This is a genomic window from Trueperella pyogenes (genome assembly GCF_001070855.1).
GTDB lineage: Bacteria > Actinomycetota > Actinomycetes > Actinomycetales > Actinomycetaceae > Pauljensenia > Pauljensenia pyogenes_A.
This window is the reverse complement of the sequence record NZ_JVLH01000003.1, coordinates 24159-47720: the sequence shown is the minus strand read 5'-3', so window position 1 is coordinate 47720 and position 23562 is coordinate 24159. Positions and strand designations below refer to the sequence as shown.

The window sequence follows — 23562 nt, the reverse complement described above, 5'->3', positions numbered from 1 at the left end:
TTGCCTCAAGGTGTACTTCATTTTCAGTCAAAACTGGGATTTTGCTATGAATATACACACATGTATCGGCCTTTGTTTGAAAAAATTTCTGAAAATCCGTAGATTATGGGCAAAAACTCTGATGTTGTTAACAGTGCAACCTGAGTTGAAGCTGAATGTGGGCGTGATACTCTTCTAATGTTTGGTCACCCGTGTGACAACCCTCCAGAAAGAAATGACTTCATGATTTTCAATGCTACAAGCGCGCGTGCGCGTCGCGCTTCGGTTGCCGGTGCTCTTGCGTGCACGCTTGCCGGAGCCGGCGTGATGTCTGTCGTTACCGCTTCTTCTTCACAAGCCGCTGATCACTATCCCGTTGCGGTCGATCAGGTCGTCAAGAACGTCGTGATGAAGAACCGTTCGACTCCGGATGGCCCCAACCGTGTGTGGGATAACTTCACCATGGATTTCAGCTTCGATACGACTGGTGTGGATGTTGCGGAAACTGACACGATCACGATTCAACTTCCCAGTGACTTGCGTACTCGTGCCACCTCCTTTGATGTCACAGATAAGAACACCGGTGGCGTCGCAATGAAGTGCATCATCCCCAATGGCGAGGGACAGACGCTGCGCTGTGCGTTTACGGACTACGCAGATAACCACATCAACATGAAGGGCGATATCCATGTCCTGGCGGACGTTACGCGCGCGACCACTTCAACTCGCTTTGAGTTCAAGTTGAGTCATGACATTACGCTGTCTGCAGATATTGAGCATGGCAACGTCGTTCCGAATGCGGTTGGCTATGCTCCCGATACTCCGTGGAAGAACGGCTGGCAGCTGCACGAGGGACACAATGAACGTTTTACCTGGGAGGTCTTCATCCCAGAACGTAACATTCACTCGGATACCATTTCGGTGACTGATACCTTCGACACTGCTCATGGCGGTTACAAGCTGTTCAATGACCCCTCAACGGATCCGAATGCTTGGCAGCGTACCCGCTTGCTCAAGTGGAATTCGCTTGCGGAATTCAAGGCTGACCCGAGTCACCAGAAGTACAACGAGAGCATTCCGGTGGGAGGTGCGGTCAATGGTGGCACCTTTGCCATGACCGAGACCTCGACCGGGTTCGTTGCTTCTTTCCCGAACTCGAACAGCGACGCCTACTACATGATCAAGTACTACACGGTGCTCAATGTTCCTGAAAATGCGAAGGCCGGAAACGTTTTCAATAACAAGGCTGATGTCGATGGGATGACCGCTGAGCACAGTATCGCGATCGATACGGTTGGCTGGGGTGACCTCTCGAGTGAGAATCGCCCGACTCCTCCTGCTCCCTCGACCTCGACTCCTCCCGCTACCACGGTGACCCCCTCTCCCTCTGAGTCGACAACCGAGGCCACGCCTTCTCCCTCGACCAGCACCACTCCTTCGCCGAAGACTCCCTTGGCACATACCGGTGTTATGACCGCTCCCATGATCGGCTTGGGTGCCTTGGGAATGGCATTGGGCGCTGCACTGATGCGTCGTCGTCAGCCGGCCTAAGTCTGAACGAAGTGCGCTTCTCTCTTGAGAAGTAACGGTTGAACTGTGGGCCCCATCCTTATGGATGGGGCCCACAACTTTATCTAGAAACATTGTTATCTGGGTGATTTGCACGAATATGTGCTGGTGGTCAGTTCTATCTAACCGGAAAGACGCGAATTTGTAATGCTGCTTAACTTGGAGATTTCGAATCTCTAACACTGTGTCAATAACTGGGATTTACTCAGGAATATTCAGGAATGTATCGGGGAAATTGCTGATGTTGGATGCGTAGATCGTTGATATTCTGCGCATTTCCTGAAATTGGCATTGTTGTTTGCGAAATAATCGCTTGACCAAAGCTGAAGATGAAAGTGTTAGCCTGAAATGGCTTAGCCGCTTAAGCGGCATCCCTCCAGAAAGACACATACGTCATGAATAACGAAGCTACGCGCGCGCAGTTGCGTCGCGTTCCTCTCGCTGGCGCGCTCACAGTTGCTTTGCTCGGTGCCGGCGCACTCAGCGTATTCGCCCCCACCTCACCCGCGGCCTCGGCAGCAGAAGTGAACGGTGTGGTGACCGGTGTATCGATGAAAAATGAGTCCAGCTCGACTGGCCCGAACATAATTTGGGACGAGTTCTCGGCAGACTTAACCTTCGATACGACAGGGAAGAACGTTGCCGAGGGCGACACCCTGACGATCCAACTCCCTCGAGAACTGCGTACGCGCAGTGCAAACTTCGATGTCATTGACAAGAACGGTGGCGGCGTTGCGCTCAAATGTTCGGTCCCCGCGGGCACTGGACAGATCGTCAACTGTGTTTTCACCGATTACGTCAAGACTCACATCAACGCCAAGGGTGATATCCACGTCCGAGCCGACATGGCGATGACCACAACGACGGATCGCTTCACCTTTACGATTGGCCACTCGGTCACGATCGAGGCCAAGATCGATCGCGGCAACGTCGTTTCCAACAAGTACAGCTGGGTTCCCAAGCAGCCCTGGAAGTACGGTTGGCAGCTGCATGAAGGCCACAACGAGCGTTTCACCTGGGAGATTCACATTCCCGCCAAATCGGTGCAAGGATCGGTCATTACAGTGACTGACACATTTGATACCGCTAACGGTGGCTATAAGCTCTTTAATGATGGCAAGAAGAACCAGCAGGCGCGTTTGCTGAAATGGAATACCACCGAGGCCTACCGCAACGACCCCTACCACCAGCGTCCCAGTCAGCTGGTGTGGGTGGGAGGCTCCATCGATGGTGGCACCTTCACAATGACTGAAACTGCTAACGGTTTTGTCGCTTCGTTCCCCAAGGCTAGCGATGACGCCATTTATGAGCTCAAGTACTACACCGAGCTCAACACCCCTGAGGGGCTGAAGATCGGAAACGTCTTCAAGAACACTGCGGTGATCAATGGTCAAACCGCTGTTAAGAACATTGAGATTGAAACAGTCGGTTGGGGAAACGTTGAGGGTCAGTTGAAGACGACTCCGCCTACTCCGTCGGTGACGACTCCTCCTGTGGCGACTCCTCCGGCAACCACGGTGACCCCGTCTCCCTCTGTGTCGACGACCGAGGCCACGCCTTCTCCCTCGACCAGTACCACCCCTTCGCCGAAGACTCCCTTGGCCCGTACAGGTGTTATGACTGCTCCCGCGATTGGTTTGGGTGTGCTGGGAGTGGCATTGGGTGCTGCGCTGATGCGTCGTCGTCAGCAGGCCTGAGAGCAAGTCTAAAGCTGCGGCTTTAAAACCTAGGTTGAGTGCCTGAAGAGCAGATCCCCTCGATCAAGAGAAATGTCTCAGGCGTAAACGCAGTACACGTACTGGTGGGCTCCATCTATATAGATGGAGCCCACCAGTGTTGTTGGTGAGTCTGAATGTGTAGCGATATGCATCTAAGCGTTCTTAGCCGCGCATAGCGACGGAGTGGGCATGTTAGTGACGGAATAGGGCCGTTTGAAGCCTGGGTCCTGTGCGGATAAAGACGTGGCAGGCTCTGGGCGGTAGGGGAGGAGGAGCGGCTAGCAGGAAGACGGAGAAAACCGCATAAGTGCGTGCATGTAGTAATGGGGGGCGCTGCCAATCAAATTGGCAGCGCCCCCCATATTGTGAACAAAGGCGTCTTACGTCATCCGCTTGCCTGATCTCTTAGGTCTGTCACATGAAGTCGCGCCAGGATACAGGTTGTAGCCCGTTGTATTTGCTGACTTCATGTGGAGTAGGCAGGCCGGAGCAACACCCGGCGCTTTATGCGCGCGCATCGAAGTGTTGCAGGCCGGAGTCCTCACGGGAACCGCCCTGGCCATCACCGACATCGTGGTAGTCGTGGATCCATTCGATACGGTGAACCCACTTGACCATCTTGTAGCCGTGCTGAGAATCAGCACGCAGACGCAGGGGACCGCCGTAAACGTCGGGCAGGGGCTCACCGTTCATTGCCCATGCGAGGATGCATTCATCATCGTCAACCATGGAAGGCTCTAGGCACTCGTAGTACGGAGTTGTCGGACCGCCGTCGTACATATGCCCCACATGTCCGTAGGAGGTGACCATAACGTAGCGTGCGCCCTCAGTTGGCTTCACCAAAGCTAAGACGTCCTTCAAACGGATCCCTTCCCACTTTGCAATGCCAGTCCATCCCTGCATGCAGGTGTGCATAGTGATGTTAGTGACGTGGCCAAGTGCCTTGAGCTCATCAATCGAGAAGGACTTCTCTTCCTCGACCAAACCGCCGATCTCCAGGCGGTAGTCCTCGAAGCCGCGTTCACGCATTTCAACCCATTCTTCGGATTGTTCGCGTGTCGGGGGACGAGTGTTTACCCAGTGGAAAGGCGAAATATCGTCTTCGGTGAAGGTGCCAGTCTTGACCTGACGAGAGTGCATCTTGTCGAGGGTGAGCGAGCGGATAGGCTGGGTTGCTCCCCAGACCAGACGCTGTGCGCGGCGCTTATCTTTCAATGACCAGTAGGATGCGCCGATCCAAAGAGCGATTGCAAAAACAATTCCAAGGATGAGCATCGTCACCGCTTGGGCGAATTGCGCTGCAGTGATGTCGTTGTAGTTCTCGCCCAACATCATGTGTGCGATGTTGTACTGCGGGTGAACCACGAAAACCAGGGCCACGTGAATCACCACAAACACGCAGTAGAAAGCCATTCCGAGGAAGTGAATGGAACGTGCCGTCTGACGGTTGTGGAAGAGCTTGACGTAGCGGGGGAAGCGCCCTGCGAAGGTTGGAGACATGATCGGTCCGGTTGCGATCATCAAAGGTGCAACGATGAAGACAACTGTGAAGTACATGAGCTTCTGCAGTGCGTCATAGGGCTGGAAGTGCTCGATCGAAGGGATCTGCAAGCCCATGTAGATCTTGGCGCTTTCCCAGGCCTCGGGGAAAATCGACCATGACGTCGGGACGATGCGGCGCCACTGACCGGTTCCGAAAAGCAGAGCAACGTAGATAAAGCCGTTGAGCAACCAGATTGAGGTAACTAGGGCGTGCCATGCGCGTCCGAGTCCAATTTCGCCTCGTCCGGGGAGGGAGATCAGCGGGTGAAGACTGCGCTGATCGTCGCGAGCGGTGAACTCGCCGGGGACGGTCGAAACCTTGTCCTTGGTGAATTTAATCCACTCAGAGCCGGGGGTGCAGTGGTTATTCCAGTACAGTCGCGGGTGAGATGCTAGAACTTCCCAGCCGGATCGAATGAGGAACCCCATCATGATGAAGTTGATGAAGTGGGTAATTCGAAGCCAGGCGGGGAAGGTATCTAGATCAACGCCATTCACGATATTCGCGACTGCAATAAATGAGTGCGACATGGTGATTCCTTAGTTGATTCTGACACGGTGACACTTTCAGTTTAGGACGCCTTCGTCATAAAAAAGGAAAAAACCGAATTTATTTACGAATCCAGCTCAATTTGTCACAATCGTATGCTTCTGCAAGAAAATAACGATTTTAGGAAGAATGAAGACGATAGTTTTTAAGCTGCGGAAAACTGTGTTTATTGGTTGAAATTCTTGATAAGGGTGCCAAAAGCGATTCGGGACTTTTGTCCTAATTGACGAGGCCGTGGCAGGGTGTGCGAAGAAGTGCACGCAACCCAGCCACGGCCTCGTCAAGGAGAAGAAGCGTTATGAGGAAACTAAGAAAGCTCCCTCAGGCTTACAGGCGCGGAATATTACGCATATTGGAAGTTGCCATTGCGACAGCTTCGCCAGCACCGCGGTTGAGGACAATCTTGCTCATTGCGGTCGCGAAACCAATTACCTGTCCCGAACGGATCTCAGGCGGAAGTGAGAGCGCATTCGGATCGGTCATGACCTCGATCAAAGCGGGGCCGTTGTATGCGAAGGCCTCTTGGAGCGCTCCGCGCAAGCGAGTCGGCTCGGTGACGCGCTCGCCGTGCAAACCAATTGCGCTTGCGACTTCCGCGTAGTTCACGTCGTGAACATCGGTGCCGTAATCGGGCAGGCCGTTTACCAACATCTCGAGTTTCACCATGCCCAGAGTCGAGTTGTTGAAGACAACAACCTTGATGGGCAGGTTGTACATGCGTGCGGTTACCAGCTCGCCAAGGAGCATCGAAAGGCCGCCATCGCCGGAAACAGAGATAACCTGACGGTTCGGGAAAGCAACCTGCGCACCGATTGCGTGAGGAAGCGCATTGGCCATCGAACCGTGTAAGAAAGAGCCGATGAGACGACGGGTGCCAAGTGGATCGATGTAGCGTGCGGTCCACACATTGCACATGCCCGTGTCAGCCGTGAAGATCGCATCCTTTGATGCAACCTCATTGAGGATGTGAGCGGCGTACTCGGGGTGAATCGGTTTCATGTGCTCCGCATTGCGCGTGTAAGCGCCAATGGGGGAGTGCATGATCTTCGAGTGCTTCTTCACCTTGGCCTTAAGGAAAGCATCTGAACGATCTCGATCGAGCAACGGCAAGAGCGCTGTGATCAGGGGCTTGACGTCACTGTGGATCGGGAGCGAAATATCGGTACGGCGTCCCAGCTTTTCCGGATGGTTTTCGACCTGGACGGTGAAGGTGTCAGGCAGGAATTGATCGTAGGGGAAGTCGGTGCCCAGCATGATGAGGACATCTGCATCATTCATGCCCTCAGCTGCTGCACCGTAACCCAGTAGGCCCGTCATGCCCACATCGAAGGGGTTGTCGTACTGGATGAAGTCCTTGCCACGCAGGGTGTGGCCAATCGGGGCCTTCAAAACGTCGGCGAGCTCGATGACCTCGTCATGAGCGCCCTCCACACCAGCGCCAGCAAAGATTGCAACCTTCTTCGCGCGATTGAGAACATCAGCGAGCTGACGAACGTCTTCCTCATTAGGGCTCAATACGGGCCGCCGGGAAGGCACGTATTTCGGTGAAGGAGAAGTTGCCTTCAGGTCGGAGACATCACCGGGAAGGCTAATGACTGAAACGCCAGAAAGCTCAACAGCGTGACGAATTGCAGCGTTAACGACGCGCGGAGCCTGCTCGGCGCTGGAAATCATCTCGTTGTAAACCGAGCACTCATTAAACAAGCGATCGGGGTGGGTCTCCTGGAAGTACATCTGGCCGATTTGAACACTGGGGATATGCGAGGCGATTGCCAGAACGGGAGCAGCGGAGCGCTGTGCATCGTATAGCCCGTTGATTAAGTGAAGGTTGCCCGGTCCGCACGAGCCTGCACAAACTGCAAGCTTTCCGGTCAGTTGTGCTTCAGCGGCCGCAGCGAAAGCAGCGGCCTCTTCGTGGCGGACATGAACCCAATCAATTCCGCCCTTCTTGCTGCCGCCAGACTTGCGGATTGCATCGACAATGGGGTTGAGTGAGTCTCCAACAATGCCGTAGACGCGGTGGACACCAGCGTCGATCAGTTGGGAGACAAGCTGCTCTGCAACGTTCATAGTCGCTCCTTGGTCTTTGAGTGAGCATTCCGTGAAGTCTGGGCGTCCAGCCCCAATAAACACGATCTGCTCCGAACAAAACCAGCGTACACCGACCAAAGTCCTAGGACTTTGCGAGAGTGAGGCAAAGAACGAAGCTGGGTTGTCAGCGTTTCCCAGTTAGGTGAAGTCTTCCCCTCATGCTTCGTCTTGGCCGCTGAGTTCCTTCTCGATCTCGCGGGCAAGAGTGCGGAGCTTTCCAGAGTGGAGGGAAGTGGTCTTAATAGTTTCCTTCACTTCGATCAGCAGATTGTGCAGCGCATCAGTGTCTCCAAGTTCGGAATAGCACTGAGAAAGGGCAGCCAGTGGGAAGACATAGTTTTCGGCGTCCTTGATCTCTTTTTGGAGAGCGAAAGCTTCTTGAAGAAGTGGAATTGCCGGATAGTGATCGTGGGATGTCATGTACACCCATCCCTTAATGTAGGTAATTCCAGCACGGAGGAAAGTCATCTCCTGAGGATCTATTTGCTCAGTGAAGGAATCGAGCCACGTGGATCCGGCATCTACAGCTTGAAGGGCACGTTCTTTATCGGCTTCCGACACCTTCCCCGTTGGGGTGTCGACGTAAGCCTTTGCAGCCATTCGAGTCAGAGCAATGACATCGTGAGGAGCCTTGAACTCTTTTGCGATCTCAAGAGCGCGCTCGATCGCGGCTAGTCGCTTGGGACGATCGTGCAGTCGCTTTGCGGCATCGTTGGCTAGTGATCCCGCGCGCGAGGCAGTGCGAAGGTTACCGCTTGCGACGAGTGGGTCAATGGCCTCCATTGCGGCTTCGTAGGCTTCTTCGTCCTGGTCGATGGACAGGTAGTAGCTTGCCAGGGTCAGACGAATGAGCGCTGTCAGAAGTCGGGCGAAGGAGGAATCACCTGCCCGAGAAATGGTTTGCTCGAGAAGCTCAATTGCTTCTTCGATACGGTGTACACCTTCGAATGCATCCGAGATGATTGTCGCGGCAGACAATCCCAAGGATCGCAGCGGTGTGCGCGTGATGATTTCACTCAGGCGCAATGCTTGAGAAACAGCCTCGGCTGATTCGTAGGCCTTGATGCTGGCAGTACAGATGATCAATCGAGCAAAGAAAGCCGTGTAGGGGTCGCAGTGAGTCTCTAAACGCAGAGCCTTGTCAGCCAGCTGAGCAGCTCGACGGTAGTCGTCGATTTCAAGGTAAAGCTGTGCACCCTCTAGGCTAAGAGTGCGCATGAATGCTGACTCGCTGGTACCACTGTGCAGGCAAGCGGGTTTGAGGGATTCGATCGTGTGAAGGGCATTGAGTGCTTGCTTTGATTTCTCTGAATCAAGGAAGATTTCGCCACAGGTGCACAGGCAATCAATGATTGCTGCAATATCCTCGGCCTTCGTTGCACCTCGGTTCAGTGTTGACGTCATGGAAGCAATTTGAGAGACGAAAGCGTCGCATAGCGCCACTGCGTTCTTTTGAAGGTCGCTTGGCGCATCCATACCGAGCCATGAGTAGCGATCGAGCTCGCAGGAATACCGCAGTAATTCCAGCTGCGTGGTAGTCAGCTCCTTGCGACTGAAGGAGGCCTGCGAACGCCCGAAAATCCTCGCGAAGAAACCGGGCGTATGTAGGGGAGTGCCTTCAGGCATTGAATGAATAACTGGCGCTACTCGCTCATAGACGGACTCAAACTTCTCGTGCTCTTTACGCAAAGACAGAAGAGTTTTCGAAAAACTCGCAAAGGAAAGAGCCGCTTGAGGATCGTTTTCGTCAAACTGCAGCTCATCGACATCCAAGGTGTTGACCAGACACCAATCTGTCAAAAGATTGGTCTCCACGTTGTAGCCGATGACATCTGTCTGTGCAGCGTAGCGATCAAAAGCCTCTTGCATCGACGTCGGCAAAGGAGGCAGTGAATAGTCAATGGGTGGATAGGGGTTTGACTGGTCAATGGTCTCGGCCTGTGCGCGAGCACTGCGGGATGACACCCGCTGCGCGGGCAAGTCTTCACCTTCGATAGTTGACAGAGGATCGGGCATCGTCTCGCGCTCACCAACCAGCTCCAACTGCCACTCGCCCTGCGCGCGTGTTTCTGCCTGTTCGTCGACTGGTCCAGCCTCAAGAATCTCACGCACTAAACGAGTGTAGTAGTCATTCCCGTTACGCTGATCAAAGAGAGAAGCAACATCCAATGCCCACTGCGAGAGCTTTGCGGCGGTCTCGGAAAGAGGAGTATTGACATCGAGCTGTGGTCCCTGGCACCACTGCGACTGGCCGGTGCACAGGGCTCCAAAAGGTTCATTGCCGTGGCCGCGTCGTGTGGCCTCGATAGCCGTCAGCGCAGCAGCCGGAAGATAATCGGCAAGAAGCGACGCACTCTCAAGAGAAGAGGTCATGCCGATACTGTCTCGCAGAATCTCTAAGGCGCGTTGCCAGCGTCCTGAACGCACGAGGTATTCGAGATGTAACCCGATGTAATCGATGCTGTTGGCAACACCGCGGTGGTGCCGGTAGGAGCGAATATGCGCTTCCCACGCGGCCTCGGGACGCCCCGACATTAGCAGCGGGATCATTGCTTTGGCTCGGATTCCGTGGGGCTGAGCTCCGCAGGCGCCCTCCTCGTCGAAAAGCGGCATTGCGGTAGCTACTGCACGTTCCCAATCCTTGCGGGCGACGGCCTCGTTAATCTGCTTCATGGGGTCGCAGCCTTCGCAATCGCTAATCTGATCGCTCGGCGTAGAGCGCCACAAGGTCAGTGCTTCGCGGGCGTCATCCAGACGCCCAGTTCGCAAGCCAACCATTGCGCGTACTCCGTGAACTGCGTGCATCGAAAACCCCTGGCCCGATACGAAGGTCGCAAGCGAGGTAATCAGTTCATCAATTTGGTCAATCGAGACCGCAGGGTTTCGGCCTGCAGCGGCCACCGCACTCTTGAAAAGCCATGCGAGTTCTTCGGTCTGTTCGGGAGTAAAGTCCACTGAGTTCTTTTCAAAGCGGCTCAGAAGGAGTGAGACCGGAGCCAGTGCCTTCCATTCTTCATTGCCCTGCTGATAGGACAAAGTCAGAGCGAGGTAGGCATCGATCTGCAATTCAGCCTCGCCCTCCAGTGCGTCCGCCCAGACAACCGCCTGTGCGACTTGGCTACTACGCGCCGGTCCCCATGGAAGCTGGGAGGTGTAGTCGAGGAGTTCGCGTACGTCTTCAGCGTTTGGCATGGGAGGTCCTTCCGAGCGTTGGAGAATTAGTTGTCGGCTGTGCCGAGTGCAGAATCGAGTAGTGAGCCGAGGAGCTGTGCCGCCCAAGCCCTTTCTTTGGGCCCCAAAGTTTGACGTCCCGCCAAGAGGCTCTGGACGTAGAGTCCGCGCAGGACACTGACGGCGGTTTGCGGGGAGCTGCTTGCCACGATCAATCGCGTCACCAATGAATTCGAACGATTCAGTACCAGTCTGGGCGGCTTGGAATTTGCGAAGGGATCGGTAACCCCCATGATTCCCGCCCACAGTTTCGAGGCCTGAGCCTGAGAATTGCGCTGAACGTGGCGTTCCGCGAAGTCTGGGTCGGGCAGGTAGAGTGCCGGCAGAGTGATTGGTGTGAACCGGCGCAGCACCACTTCGCAATCAGAGGGGTCGATCGCCTCTGCAGCGAGCAGCATGAGGTCCATGGCCTCGGCCTGCTCTGACAAACTACATTCTTCGAAGGCGTCGAGCAGCTCTGAGGGATCGACCAATTGAAGTTTCTGCGCCAAGGTTGAGTAACGGGGATCCGTCATCAGCGCATTGATGAGCTCTTCGTCGTAGGCATAGCCCGCATTCACCAAGACTATGGACTGTGAGGCGGCGACATCGGCTAAGGCTCGGTACTGATCGACGGTACGCGTGTAGCGGATTGTCTCCTCTAAGGAGAGGAGCGTCAGTATGGGAGCGGCTCCGACTGTGCTTTCCATGGGAACATAACGCGCGGTGAGGTCAAGCATGTAAGGGTCGCGCATAGCGACGGCACGCAATCCCATCGCATGGGTGGAAATGAACTCGTTAAAACGCGAAGGTGAGTGTTCGGCCATTTCCTCGAGCCAGGCGCGAATCTCACTTCCAATAGCCTCGCGGGTGTTTTCCAAGAGCTCATCGTCGCTGAGCTGCTCGCGGGAGGCGGTCAATCGCAAGTAGTTTGCATTCCCAATGAAACGAACGAAATACGCCCACTGCGGAACGATTCCTTCGCAGGTTCGCGACACCAGCATCTTCTTTGCATATACCGTGTGGTTGGAGCTGGAGAGCGTATTCGGGCGCTGCGAAACAACCGCGATACCTTTGACTCCGGCGGCGGGAACATCGATGGGGATAATGTCCATCCCTGAGGAGGCAAGATGCTCATCGCACCACTGCTGTTGCTGCGAAGGCTCCAGTTCCCATACCGGCGTCTCATTCCCATGGAAAGTTGACGCGGAATCGGAACGTACTTCAATTGAAATCGGAAGAAGCGAGGCGAATTCGTCGACCAGGGCTCGCACGGTATCAGGATCGATCCAGGGCTCGCCGGGGTGGGCCTCGAGAACCACTTCGGTACCGGCTTCACCCAAGTTGTGGGGGTCCGAGGCCGGGAGGGGCTGTGTGGTGTAGGTGCCTTCCGTCTTCCCTTCCCAGATCACGGTGGGGGAGTCGGGAGACTTAGCCGAACGCGAGTAAACGGTGATTGAGTCGGAAATCATGAAGCATGAGAGCATGCCGATACCGAACTGGCCTAGGAAATCACTGCGAGCCATTCCTAATTCATCACGTTTTGATGAGGCGCCAATAGTTGAGAGCAGTCCCGCAGCTTCCTGTTCTGTGAGTCCGATTCCGCTATCGCGGCACTTCAGGGTGCGCCCTTCAATTGTGATGGTGACGCGACGCGGGCAGTCAGGGTCCAGTGCACTGCGGGCCTCAATAGCGTCGAGGCCATTTTGGAGGAGTTCGCGAATGTATACGCGCGGACCGGAATATAGGTTTCGGGAGAGAAGGTCAACCATCCCTCTGAGGTCCACTTGGAATGTCGACATTCACTTCCCCTCTGATGTTGCCTTTTCGTCGCTCGTTGCGGTAGAAGAACGACGATCCTGTCGCTTTGCGGAAATAAGATCCTTGAGACTGACAATAATAACGCCTGCCAGAATTAAAGCCATACCTGCGATATCGATAAGCGTGAAATGGGTCCCAACAAGAAGGAACGAAAAGAAAGTTGCGGAAATTGGCTGAAGGCAGGAAATGAGACTTGCGCGTACCGGGCCGATATCGCCGACTCCCTGCAGGAACAGCGTGAATGCGAAGGTTGTGCCAACTAAGACCAGTCCGGCCATGGCCATCACCGACATGAAATCCCACTTGATGGAGTAGGACCAGACTCGAACACCGAGCCCCAAAATAATCCCGCCAATGATGAAGCCATAAGCAACGACCAGCTCGCTGCCGTAATGGCGGATGAGTTTGACGGGGATCAGCGTGTAGAGAGCGAAACCGATCGCGCTGGCAAGACCCCAGTACAAGGCATCGGTGGAAATAGCCAGAGAGTCGATCTTCCCGTGGGTTGCCAGAATAAAGGTGCCCAATAAAGCAAAAGTAATGGCAAAGAGCTCGGTGTATTTCGGAAGACGGCGTACGGTGATACAGACGAAAACGACAATCAGGATGGGGCCAAGGAATTCAATAACCGTTGCCGTTCCCGCATTGGAATAGCCGATCGCGACCACGTAGGTCAATTGACTGCCTGCTAGTCCGAGAACCGAATAAATCACCATCGGCAGGTAGGAACGACGGTTTCGCAGGAGGCTTTTGTGCAAGGCGGAGAAACCTCGGTCTTTAAAGAGAAGGAAGCCCATCGTAGTCGGTGCGGCAAGAAGCATTCGGATCGCGGTGAGCCAATAGGGGTTCGCGCCATAATCCTTCATCAGGAATTCACTACAGACTCCCGAGAAGCCCCAGGCAATTGAGGCGAGGATCGTAATGAGATATCCACGAGTGCGCGTATTCATGGTCTTCCTTGGCGGTGGTACTCGATGCGCTCCACTCTATTCTTTTTCCTCCTACGGCTTAAATATAGTGCGCCATTCGGACAAAAACGACACAATGGCGTCATGAGCAATACACCATCGAAAATTGTGTACACCGCCCGCGCTGAGGTGACGGGTGGTCGTTCTGGTCAGGCCCACTCTTTTGACCCTGATCTCACCCTTGATATGCGTATGCCACCGGCTCTTGGCGGACCCGGTGGTGGTGCAAATCCTGAAGCTCTCTTCGCCATGGGATATGGTGCATGCTTCCAGGGAGCTCTTGGCTTGGCCGCAAAGGAAGCGGGAGTCGATGTTACCGATTCGAAGGTCGCTGTGAGCGTCGGAATCGGTCCAGAGGGCGAATCCTTCGGCCTTGCTGTTGATATCCGCGTTCTAGTTCCAGGTCTTGAGCTTTCACAAGCGCAGGCATTGGCTGAGCGTACCCACCAGCTTTGCCCCTATTCAAAGGCGGTTGCTGGGAACGTTCCCGTTTCGGTTTTGGCAGTAACGGATCTGTCCTAAAACTACTCGCGGTTGTGGGGGTAAGCGCATATGAGCCTTGCCCCCACAAACACGCGAATCTATGACTGATCTTGAGCCCCGGGGTCTTCCTCGTCGATGAGTTCTTGGATCGCGCGAATGAGCGACTTCAACCTAGTGGGTTTCATCGAGGGTAGCTTTGTCATCTCAGTGAGTTCGTCGACGCACTCGCGCAGGCCATCGAAATTCCCCGTCATGTAATAGCAACGTGCAAGAACTTCCATCGGATAACCGGCCTCGTCATATTCTTCGTATGCACGGAAGCATGCGATTGATTCGCGAAGAGCGTCCATAGCCTCAACCGGTTTGCCCGCCTTTAGGGTCACCCACCCCAAGGTGTAGTTGTTTTCGGCATGCGATATGGCTACTTGTTTCTCAGTTAACTCCGTCTTGATTGAGGCGATGAGCTGACGGTCTCGTTCTAGAACAGCCAGAGCGCGCTCAAGATCGTCCTCTCCCACGTGCGGTCCTTTGACCATTGCCGCTGCCTCGCGGCGAAGGTACTGATGCTCCCTGAAGTACTCTTTCCATTCGTGGCTCAATTCTGCCGCAAGATCCGCAGCGTCGGCCTCGGCAATGTAATTCCCCAGCTCCTTCGCCGCATTGGAGGCGGTATCGGCAAGGCTCAAAGCCGATCGATACATCTCGTTTTGTCGCAGGACGGCGGAATACTTCATCGCAAGGTCGTAGGCGTCTTGGTATTCCTCGATGCAGAGGTAGAGGTGTGCCAAAGTTGGGGCAGCTCCGGCCAAGCGCATTTTGATATACGGGGAATCATTGAGAGTACTGAAGGCCTCTTCAAGGATTTCAGTTGCTTCGGTGAATCGATCTTTTTCAGCAAGAGCTTGCGAAAAAAGTCGTGCGGCACTGACGTTCCATACCTCGGTTGGGAAGGCATGAATGACGTCATTGAGGTGCTTGGCTTGGGCAAGAGCCTCGTCAGGTTGGTGTGCCTGCAGTGAAGCCGAGCAAATCGTCCCTCGCGATATGAGGGCGGTATAGGGATCGCACAGATCGTTGAGACGCAGAGCCTGGTCAGCGTATTGGCATGCCGCCATGTACTTTTCGCGTCCAAGCTCCAATTCCTGATATTCCAAAAGAAGCTCAAGCGCAACTTGCTTCTTTGAAGGTGCAAAACGAGTGAAGGCCCTCTCGAGGTTTTCCCACAGTGCGTAGGTCGTCTCAGTGTCATCGAAGTTTTTGCACATTGTCGCAATCGATGCGCATTGGCTGAGAACGAGGCTAACGAGCTGAATGTCTTTCCCCGTTCCCTGATTGCGATTCAGCTCGGGGACCACTTCTTCGATTAATGCGCGAGCGTTCTTGATGCGGGCCATCGCATGAGTCACTACTTCTTCGGGGATTTCCTCATCACGAATGGAGAAATACATGACATCGCAGGAAGAACTTTGGAGGTTGATCCATGCAAGGTTGAGCTGCTGGCGAGTGAGCTGAGCGCGGCGTCCCCGTAGCTTTGAGAAAAAACCGGGAGAAACAATAGACGTGTCATCTTTCAGTGCACTAACCGTCTGTTCTGCCTGGTCGAGAAGCCTGCGAGCAGCATCAAAATTTTGGTGCAATTTGAGGACGACAACAGCGAAAATGTAGTAGTCCATGATGCCTGCGTGACTGAAATTGATATCCAGAACTGACTCGTTCATAACAGTTGCGTGGTCGACGACGAACTGGCGTTCGGGATCGAAACCGGTTGTGCCCGAAAGCGCTGAGAAACGATTGAAGGCTTCTTGTATCGAGGCCGGGGGAGTAAAGGGCCTTAGATCAACACGCGGGTAGGGATTCGTGTCATCGGTGGTTTTCACTTTCTCCTGTTTGATGCGACGCGTGGAGTACTTCGGTGTTTCATCGACGTCACTACTTGAAATCGCTTCGGGAAGGACTTCGCGTTCGCCCACAACCTCAAAAGACCAGGTTTTTTGTGCGCGTTCTTCTGCTTCGCTAGTAACTGGACCTTCATCAAGAACTTCGCCAGCAGAGGCCGTGTAAAAATCATTGCTATTTCGCGCGTCGAAGAGCGCAGCAACAGAGAACAGCCATTCTTTGAGTCCTGATGCAACATCTTCCAAAGAGGTATTGACATCCAAACGAGGACCCTGACACCACTGAGATTGCCCAGTACACAGCGCGCGGAAAGCATGTTTTCCTAAACCTCGGTCGACGGCCTCGCGCGCCGCCAAGGCGCCGCCCTTCAGGTAATCAAAAAGAAGGGCTGCGCTTTCCGCGCGGGAGGTTACTGCAATGGAGTCGCGCAGGATATCGAGCGCACGCTGCCAACGCCCGGAGAGCACAAGGAACTCCATGTGTTGTCCCAAAAGATCCATGTACTCTGCGTTGCGGCGATGTTGGCGATAGGAACGGACGTGGCATTCCCAGGCAGCTTCGGGACGCCCTGACATCAATAGAGGAATCATTGACAGGGCTTGGACTCCTGCAGGCTGATTTCCGCAGCCCTCGCGGATGTCGAGCAAAGGTACCGCTGTCGCAACTGCACGTTCCCAATCTTTCGCGACAACGGCCTCGGTGATCTGGCGTTCGGGATCGCATTGGACGCAGTCAGAAACCTCATCGCGTGGGGTTGCCCGCCACTTCACCAATTCTTCATGGGCGGCCGCGGGATCACCCATCCGTAGTGCGAGGGCGAAACGGACTCCGTGGACCGCATGCATTGAATATCCCTCATCCTGGATGAATTTCCCGAAGCCTTCAGAGAGCTCCTGTGCTTGCTCCTTCGATACTGCGGGGTTGCGTCCTGTTGCGCTCGCGGCGTTCTTGTACAACCAGGCTAAGGATTTGATCTGATCCGCGTCGAAAGCACTGGGATTCTCCTCGAATTTCGTGACGAGCCATGCCGTGGGTGCCAGTGCTTTCCATTCTTCATTTCCCTGCTGATAGGCGGTAGCCAGCTGAATGTAGGTCTCGATGCGTAGCTCTTCTTCGCCCTCTAAGGAATCGACGAGCACCACTGCGCGCGCAAGCTCGGCACTGCACGCGGGCCCCCACGGCATCTTCGCTGCGCGATCGATAATGTCCTTCACTTCCTGGACGGTGCTCATCATTGATCCCTTCTGAAAGCAAGCAGGAAATTAGATGAGATGATCATAAATCCAATGTGATGGAGAAGATAAAAGAGCAGTTCAGGGAGTGCTTATGAAGCGTTTCTGCAGAGTTTAAGTGTGCAATAGGCGCGCAATTTCTACGTGAGGGACAAAGGTGCGTGCCACGGGAATAAGGCGCCCGAGGTGATGCTTCACTGCTCGGGATGCCCTCTGGTCATCTAATAGTGCCCTGAGCTCAATCAACAAGAAGGCTCCCTGTCGATCTGCATGAAGCAGTGATCGACAGGGAGCCTTCTGTGCAGTTTCTTTTAGGCTTACTTCACCCCAGTGATTTCACCGTCGGTGGTCAGTTCGATTCGTTCTGCTGCTGGGTGAGCCGACAAACCGGGCATCGTTGAAAGCGTTCCCGAAATTGCGTAGACGTAGCCGGCACCAGCTGCAAGACGGACTTCGCGAATGGGAAGGGTCCAACCCGTAGGTGCGCCCTTTGCTTGCGGATCGGCACTGAGCGACATCGGAGTTTTGGCAACCACAACCTTGAGTGAACCAAAGCCTGCTGCTTGGTATTCCTTCAGACGCTTCGCAGCGGCAGGAGTGTAATCCACACCCGATGCCCCATACATTGCACCGACCTTTGCGATCTTGTCTTCGAGGGAATCGGAATCTTCGTAAAGAGGACGAATCTGCGCATCGGCGGATTCTTCACAGGCCGCAGCTACTTCGCGCGCAAGTTCGCGTGCGCCTTCGCCGCCCTCAACAACACCAAGGGAGCGAGCCACACGCACCCCGGCCTCGGCACAAATTTTCTCAATCTCTAAGAGCTCGGCCTCGTGATCGGTGGGGAAGACATTGATTGCAACTACGGGGTTCAGGCCGAAACCGCGGACAATTTCAATGTGCTTGAGAAGGTTTGCGCTGCCCGTGCGAATCTCTTCAACGTTTTCCTCGGTCATGGCATCGGGCAGGGGCTTGCCCGGGGCAAGGCGGTACTTACCGGAGTGAGACTTGAGTGCGCGAACCGTCGTGACGATCACCGCGCAATCGGGACGCAAACCGCCCACGGGGCACTTGATATCGAAGAAACGTTCGGCGCCCATATCCGCACCAAAACCGGCCTCGGTCACCACGTAATCACTGTGCTGCCCAGCAAGGCGGTCCGCGACTACCGAGGAGCATCCCGTGGCAATATTGCCGAAGGGGCCGGTGTGAACCAGGACCGGGCTGCCCTCAGTCGTGCGCAAAAGGTTCGGGCAGAGTGCATCGCGAAGGAGCGCAGCCATTGCTCCCGCAGCCTTCAGGTCCTCAGCGGTGACATATTCACCGGCCTCATTTTGGCCAATGACAATGCGTCCCAAACGCTCGCGAAGATCAGCGTAAGAGGTGGCAAGGGACATGATGACCATGACCTCACTGGCGGCGGTGATATCAAAGGACGACTGACGAGTCACGCCATCAATTGCGCCACCCAAGCCCGTGACGACGTGGCGCAAAGAGCGGTCATTGACGTCCAGAACGCGCGGCCACGTGATGGAGCGTTCCTTGATGTGGAGCTCATTTCCCTGATGCAGGTGGTTATCGATCATTGCAGACAGCAGGTTGTGTGCAGCTGTGATCGCGTGGAAATCGCCGGTCAGGTGCAGATTCATCTTCTCGAATGGCAGGACCTGGCTCTTGCCATTGCCGGCCGCTCCGCCTTTGACGCCGAAAGTCGGGCCCATTGATGGCTGGCGAATTGTCAAAGTTGCGTTAGCGCCTTCAAGTGCCAACCCCTGAACGAGGCCAATAGCAGTCGTCGTTTTCCCCTCGCCAAAAGGGGTGGGGGAGGTTGCGGTCACGACGACATAGCGGGCTCGTTGAGGAGCGGAAGCATCGACAGCGGCCAGATCGATCTTTGCCAGATCAAAACCGTAGGGGAGAAGGTGCTTGCTGGAAATACCCGCGCGTTTGGCCAATTCGACCAGCGGTTCAAGCTTGGACGCAAAATCAGTTGCAACAGTGCTCATGGGGATAGCTTAAGTCACTGCGGGCAGCCGGACTCGGTGGCCCGAGTGGTGGGAAAATGTTGCCTTACGGCGTTCCCTCTCGTGGCAAAGGAGTCATTTCCACTACGGTGGTTTTGTGGCCGTTAATTTCTTTTCTCGATCGACGCAAGATTCTTCACGGGAACCGGTAGATACCGTCCCGGAAACGCCGAGCGCACCCAGCGACCATGTTGTCCAAGAATGGCGTGCGCAACTGCGCCTTTTGACTTCGCAGGAAGGTGGGAACTCTTTCCCAAGTCTGACCGTCTCTGAGGCGCACCCCGGAGGACTGGCGCAGCTTTATGCCGGACGACCCACGAAATTGTCCAGCCTGATCCGTGAAAGTGCGGCACATAAGCGTGCTCTCGAGCGCGCACGTTCCCTGGTTTCTTTCGCCCACGAAATGGCGATGCGCCACGGCGTTGCCCCTATTCACATTGCCATCGGTCACGCGCAGTGGGGCAGCGGCGAAGCCCGACAGAGCTCTCCCGTTTTCCTTCGCCCGCTGCGTCTGGTCGTTGATGGCGATGACGTCGTTATCACCTTACGTCATGGAATGGAACTCTCCGCTGCTTTTGAAGATGCGCTCGCGGATAAAGGCATGCACATCGACATGGATGAAGTTGCCCATCTGTCGACACAGGCACACGGTTTTTCTGCATCTGTGGTTTTGGACCATGCGCGGCATGCGGCCTCAGTTCTTGAGAACTTTGATGTTCGTGAAGAACTGACAATTGGGATTTTTGAACATCCAGCTGCGCTTTTGCTCCGCGAGCTTGACCGTCCTGCCGTTTTGATGAAGAACCGCGTGATTCGTGCTCTTGCTGGGGATGCAGCGGCTAGAAGTGCGATCTCTGGTCCCCTTCCCCAGTCCAATCCCAATGACCGTGACCCCGATGAGGAGCGCGGTGCAGGCGATCTGACCCCGCGTCAACAAGATGTTGTTGAGGCCGTTGCAGAGGGCTATTCCTTCGTTGTCGATACGCCTTCGGGTGCAGATGATGCTGCTCTTATTTCCGCGATTATTGCCGACAGTGCCGCGAATGGACGCACACTGGTTCATATTGCAGGTTCGCCCTCGCGCGCTCTTGCAGTTCACGGGCGTCTTCGTGAGCTCGGTATCGATGAGGCTGCGGTACGCATTGATGGCTCGAATGCGACCGATGCGCTGCTGGGGGAGAAGCTTCTTCATGCGGCCGAAGACACGAACTCGGTCGAAGACACGACCGAAGTTGCGCAGATGCGTGCGCGGTTGCGTACCATCCGTCAAACCCTGTCTTCTTACACCACCTATTTGCACCGTCCCTTCAAGAATTTCGGTGTCAGTGCTTTCAATGCGCTTCAGGTCCTGACTGATCTGACGGCAACAAAGCCCGCGCCCCGAACTCGTATACGCCTTGGCGAGGATGTCCTTCTTGAGATTGCTTCCGACCAGGGAGAGCGTGCCCGCGAACTTCTTCACGAGGCCTCGGCCCTAGGAGTTTTCTCTCGCCAAGCGCAGGTTGGTCCCTGGAAGGGGATCGTCATTGGTTCCCAAGAGCAGGTTCCTGATGTTCTTGAGCGAGTCGATCGCCTGGCAAAGGAAACGCTTCCGCAATTGCGAGTCATCATGGCCTCGGTTGCGGGAGAAAGTGGGATCACTCCCGCTGTCGACATGCGTCAGTGGTATGCGCAGCTGTCGATGTTCGAGGGTGTTCGTGAGGTTCTGGATATCTTCCAGCCCCGCGTCTTTGAGCGCTCTGCAGCCGATATGGTGATTGCAACCGCCTCCAAGAAATGGCGTCAAGAGCACGGTATTTCGATGTCACGTTCACAGCGAGTCCGTTTGGTTAAACAAGCGCAGGACATGCTCCGACCGGGCACCCACGTCAATGATCTTCACCGCGCTCTGCTGACCGTCCAAGAACGACGCGATGTATGGCGTCAGCATTGCGATTCTGATGGGTGGCCAACACTGCCGTCGAACCTGATGCAGGCTGTGGAGCTGACCCAAGATGTTGCGGAAGATCTTGAGCATCTGACGCCCATGTTTGCGACGGCTCATGGTGATCTTGAGGCAATGTCGATTGCCGAATTGGCGAAACTGTGCGAGAGGCTCAGCGGCGATCCCGAAGGTGGTTACGAACTTCCTCGTCGCGTTGCGGTATTGAAGGCTCTGTCCGAGCTTGGTCTTGAACCGCTGACCCGAGATCTTCGTCAGCGTCATGTTGCTGACGACCAACTGGATGCCGAACTCGACCTAGCGTGGTGGGCATCGATCTTGGGCTTGATGCTGGCAACCGATTCGCGCTTGGGTGGGTTTGATCCTGCCGTTTTGGAGCAAACCTTGATCGAGGGCCGCGATTTGGATCGCCGCCAGGTCGCATCTCTGGTCCCGCAGGTCATTTCGCGTCTGCACCGGGTACGTACGCAGGCTTTGGCCGATGATCCGCAAGCGTTGCGCGCTCTTGAATTGGCCGTCCAAGACCAGCATCTGCTGACGTCTTTGTACGCGCAATTCCCCTTGTCGTGGAAGCTTATTCCCGCGGTTTTGACGGTCCCGACGCTGGTTCCCCAAATTCTGCCTGAGCAGCAACAGGTCGATATCGTGATTTTGGACGGCATCGATGAGCTCCCCATCGCAGAACTGGTTCCGATTATTTCGCGGGCATCGCAGGTAGTCGTCTTTGCTGATCTTGCGCAGGAACACAGCGAGGATGCCGTCGATGCCCTAGCCGAGGTTCTTCCGCAGGTGCGCATGGATGTTCGCCCCACGCGCTTGAACGATCAGATGGCATTGCTTCTTGCCAGATACCGCGTTGATCACACGGGTGTTCCGGTTCCTTGGACTTCTGCCAGTGCTCCGGTGACCGCGGTGTGGACAGAGGGCACAGGGATGCCGACTCCGGGAAGCGAGGCCGTTGAGTCGACTTCCGTGGAAGTTGATGCCGTTGTCGAGGCTGTTCTTGAGCACGCGACTTCAACCCCCGATCGTTCTCTTGCTGTCGTCGCGTTGAATGCACAGCACGCTGAGCGGATCCGCGCTCAACTAACGCGCACGATCGGCGCTGAGCCTGGCTTGGCCTCGTTCTTTGATCCCGCGCGTGTGGAACCTTTCGTGGTTGTCGACCCCGATGGTGCACGAGGCCTAGGTCGCGACCACGTGATTATTTCGGTTGGTTTCGCGAAGACTCCTCACGGTCGCGTTATTCACCACTTCGGTGTTTTCTCTTCCCCTGCGGGTGCGGGAGCAATGGCCGATGTCTTGCGCTCGGTGCGCGGAGATCTGACTGTTGTCTCTTCGATTCGACCCGAAGAGATTGATACTTCGCGTTTGTCCCAGCGCGGTGCGCTCATGCTGGTTGATCTGCTAGAGATTGCTCAAGGGCAGTCGGGTGTGGGTATTGATGCATGGCCGACCCTGGAGATTGAGCCGGATCGTCTGCTCATCGACCTAGCGGATCGTCTGTACGGCTTGGGTCTTGAGGTTGTTGCAAATATCGGTATTCCCGGTGGTTTGCGGATCCCCCTTGCAATTGGACATCCCGAGGTTCCGGGACGTCTGCTTCTCGCGGTTCTTACTGATGACGATGAGTATGTTGCTCAGCCTTCATTACGTGTGCGCGATCGCCTGTGGCCATCGATGCTTGAGGAGCAGGGGTGGAAGGTGCATATCGCATTGTCGATGGCCGTCTTCATTGACCCGGCAAAGGAAACGGATCGCATTGTCCAGCTGGTGTTGGATGCAGTTGATGAGATCAACGGTCCCGCCGCGCCAGTCCTTGAACTTCCCGAGGATCCTGACGCTGAGTTTGGCGTAGCTGAAGAAGAAGATGCTTTCGCTTCTGTTTCTTCCGAGGCGTCGCATGAGGATCAGGAGGACGACGAGGCCTCGCAGGCTCGTCAGCGCCGTGATGAGTTGGTTGAGGATGCTCGTGAGAACGAGGCCGTGGCTGAGTCTGAAAACGATGCTGATAGCGCGCGTGGAGAGCGTCCCGCGATTGCACGTGGTTTGCCGCTGGCGGCCTATAGCGATGACCAATTGGATGAGGTCGCACTGTGGGTGGCATCCGATGGTGTTGAGCGCGGCGAAGAAGAGGCAGTTGATGAGCTCTGGCGTGCACTTGGATTGACTCGTCGCGGCGCACAGACCGATGCGGTCTTGCGCCATGTGATTCGCAGGAATAGTAAGTGAGTGACCCTTTTGAGGCGATGCACTCGCACTCTCATGAGCCGGATTTAGGAAGTGGAGATAACTCTGCGGGATCCGAAGAACATGCGACGCGCGCGCGGAAGCGCAGGCGTGTGCTTTTCGTCAACGAGGTCGATGAAAAGCTGATTTCGCGGGGGATCCCAACCTCTCTGGAAGATCGAGTTTCCGACCAAGAACGCCAGGATGCTCTGGATAAGGCGCATATAGTTGGCGAGGCGGATCAGTCGAATACTGCCCGCCTCGCCGCTAACGTCCCCCCGCACTCCCAAGCGCGGATTTAGCTATCC

12 protein-coding genes are annotated in these 23562 nt (G+C 55.3%); 5 read left to right on the top strand and 7 right to left on the bottom strand.

Annotated elements, in window-relative coordinates; translation table 11 throughout:
• Positions 1-222 precede the first annotated feature (222 nt).
• A complete protein-coding gene (locus ADG72_RS00275; RefSeq protein ID WP_048711329.1) occupies positions 223-1530 on the top strand; it encodes an Ig-like domain-containing protein in 1308 nt (435 codons plus the stop codon).
• A gap of 413 nt (positions 1531-1943) precedes the next feature.
• Complete coding sequence (locus ADG72_RS00270; RefSeq protein ID WP_048711327.1) at positions 1944-3245, top strand: Ig-like domain-containing protein; 1302 nt, start codon at positions 1944-1946, stop codon at positions 3243-3245.
• 525 nt (positions 3246-3770) lie between these two features.
• On the opposite strand, the gene ADG72_RS00265 is transcribed toward ADG72_RS00270, so the two are convergent.
• The 5 genes from ADG72_RS00265 to ADG72_RS00245 all read right to left on the bottom strand — a co-directional run bounded on the left by ADG72_RS00265 (position 3771) and on the right by ADG72_RS00245 (position 13430).
• Positions 3771-5339, bottom strand: a complete 1569-nt coding sequence (locus ADG72_RS00265) for a molybdopterin-dependent oxidoreductase (protein WP_009408146.1) — start codon at positions 5337-5339, stop codon at positions 3771-3773.
• Positions 5340-5685: 346 nt separating this feature from the next.
• Positions 5686-7428 (bottom strand): pyruvate dehydrogenase, encoded by a 1743-nt coding sequence (locus ADG72_RS00260; RefSeq protein WP_048711324.1) that lies wholly within the window; start codon positions 7426-7428, stop codon positions 5686-5688.
• Positions 7429-7605: 177 nt separating this feature from the next.
• Positions 7606-10641, bottom strand: a complete 3036-nt coding sequence (locus tag ADG72_RS00255; RefSeq protein ID WP_048711323.1) for a tetratricopeptide repeat protein — start codon at positions 10639-10641, stop codon at positions 7606-7608.
• Positions 10642-10667: 26 nt separating this feature from the next.
• Entirely contained in the window at positions 10668-12461 is a 1794-nt protein-coding gene (locus tag ADG72_RS00250; protein WP_048711322.1) for an HSP90 family protein, read from the bottom strand.
• Positions 12462-13430 carry a DMT family transporter gene (locus ADG72_RS00245; protein ID WP_048711320.1) on the bottom strand — a complete coding sequence of 323 codons (969 nt, stop codon included), beginning with the start codon at positions 13428-13430 and terminating at the stop codon, positions 12462-12464.
• A 102-nt stretch (positions 13431-13532) separates the two neighbouring features.
• Here ADG72_RS00245 and ADG72_RS00240 point away from each other — a divergent pair, with 102 nt between their 5' ends.
• Positions 13533-13970 carry an Ohr family peroxiredoxin gene (locus ADG72_RS00240; protein WP_048711319.1) on the top strand — a complete coding sequence of 146 codons (438 nt, stop codon included), beginning with the start codon at positions 13533-13535 and terminating at the stop codon, positions 13968-13970.
• 59 nt (positions 13971-14029) lie between these two features.
• Here ADG72_RS00240 and ADG72_RS00235 read toward each other — a convergent pair whose 3' ends face one another.
• Complete coding sequence (locus tag ADG72_RS00235) at positions 14030-17062, bottom strand: hypothetical protein (RefSeq protein ID WP_048711318.1); 3033 nt, start codon at positions 17060-17062, stop codon at positions 14030-14032.
• Positions 17063-17376: 314 nt separating this feature from the next.
• The gene (locus tag ADG72_RS00230; protein ID WP_048711316.1) at positions 17377-19065 is read right to left on the bottom strand and encodes a formate--tetrahydrofolate ligase; all 1689 of its coding nucleotides are present in this window, start codon (positions 19063-19065) and stop codon (positions 17377-17379) included.
• 115 nt (positions 19066-19180) lie between these two features.
• Here ADG72_RS00230 and ADG72_RS00225 point away from each other — a divergent pair, with 115 nt between their 5' ends.
• Positions 19181-23257: a hypothetical protein gene (locus ADG72_RS00225; RefSeq protein ID WP_048711314.1), complete on the top strand. Its 4077-nt coding sequence runs from the start codon at positions 19181-19183 to the stop codon at positions 23255-23257.
• Positions 23254-23556 (top strand): hypothetical protein, encoded by a 303-nt coding sequence (locus ADG72_RS00220; RefSeq protein ID WP_048711313.1) that lies wholly within the window; start codon positions 23254-23256, stop codon positions 23554-23556. Before ADG72_RS00225 ends, ADG72_RS00220 begins: the two co-directional genes overlap by 4 nt.
• Positions 23557-23562 lie beyond the last annotated feature (6 nt).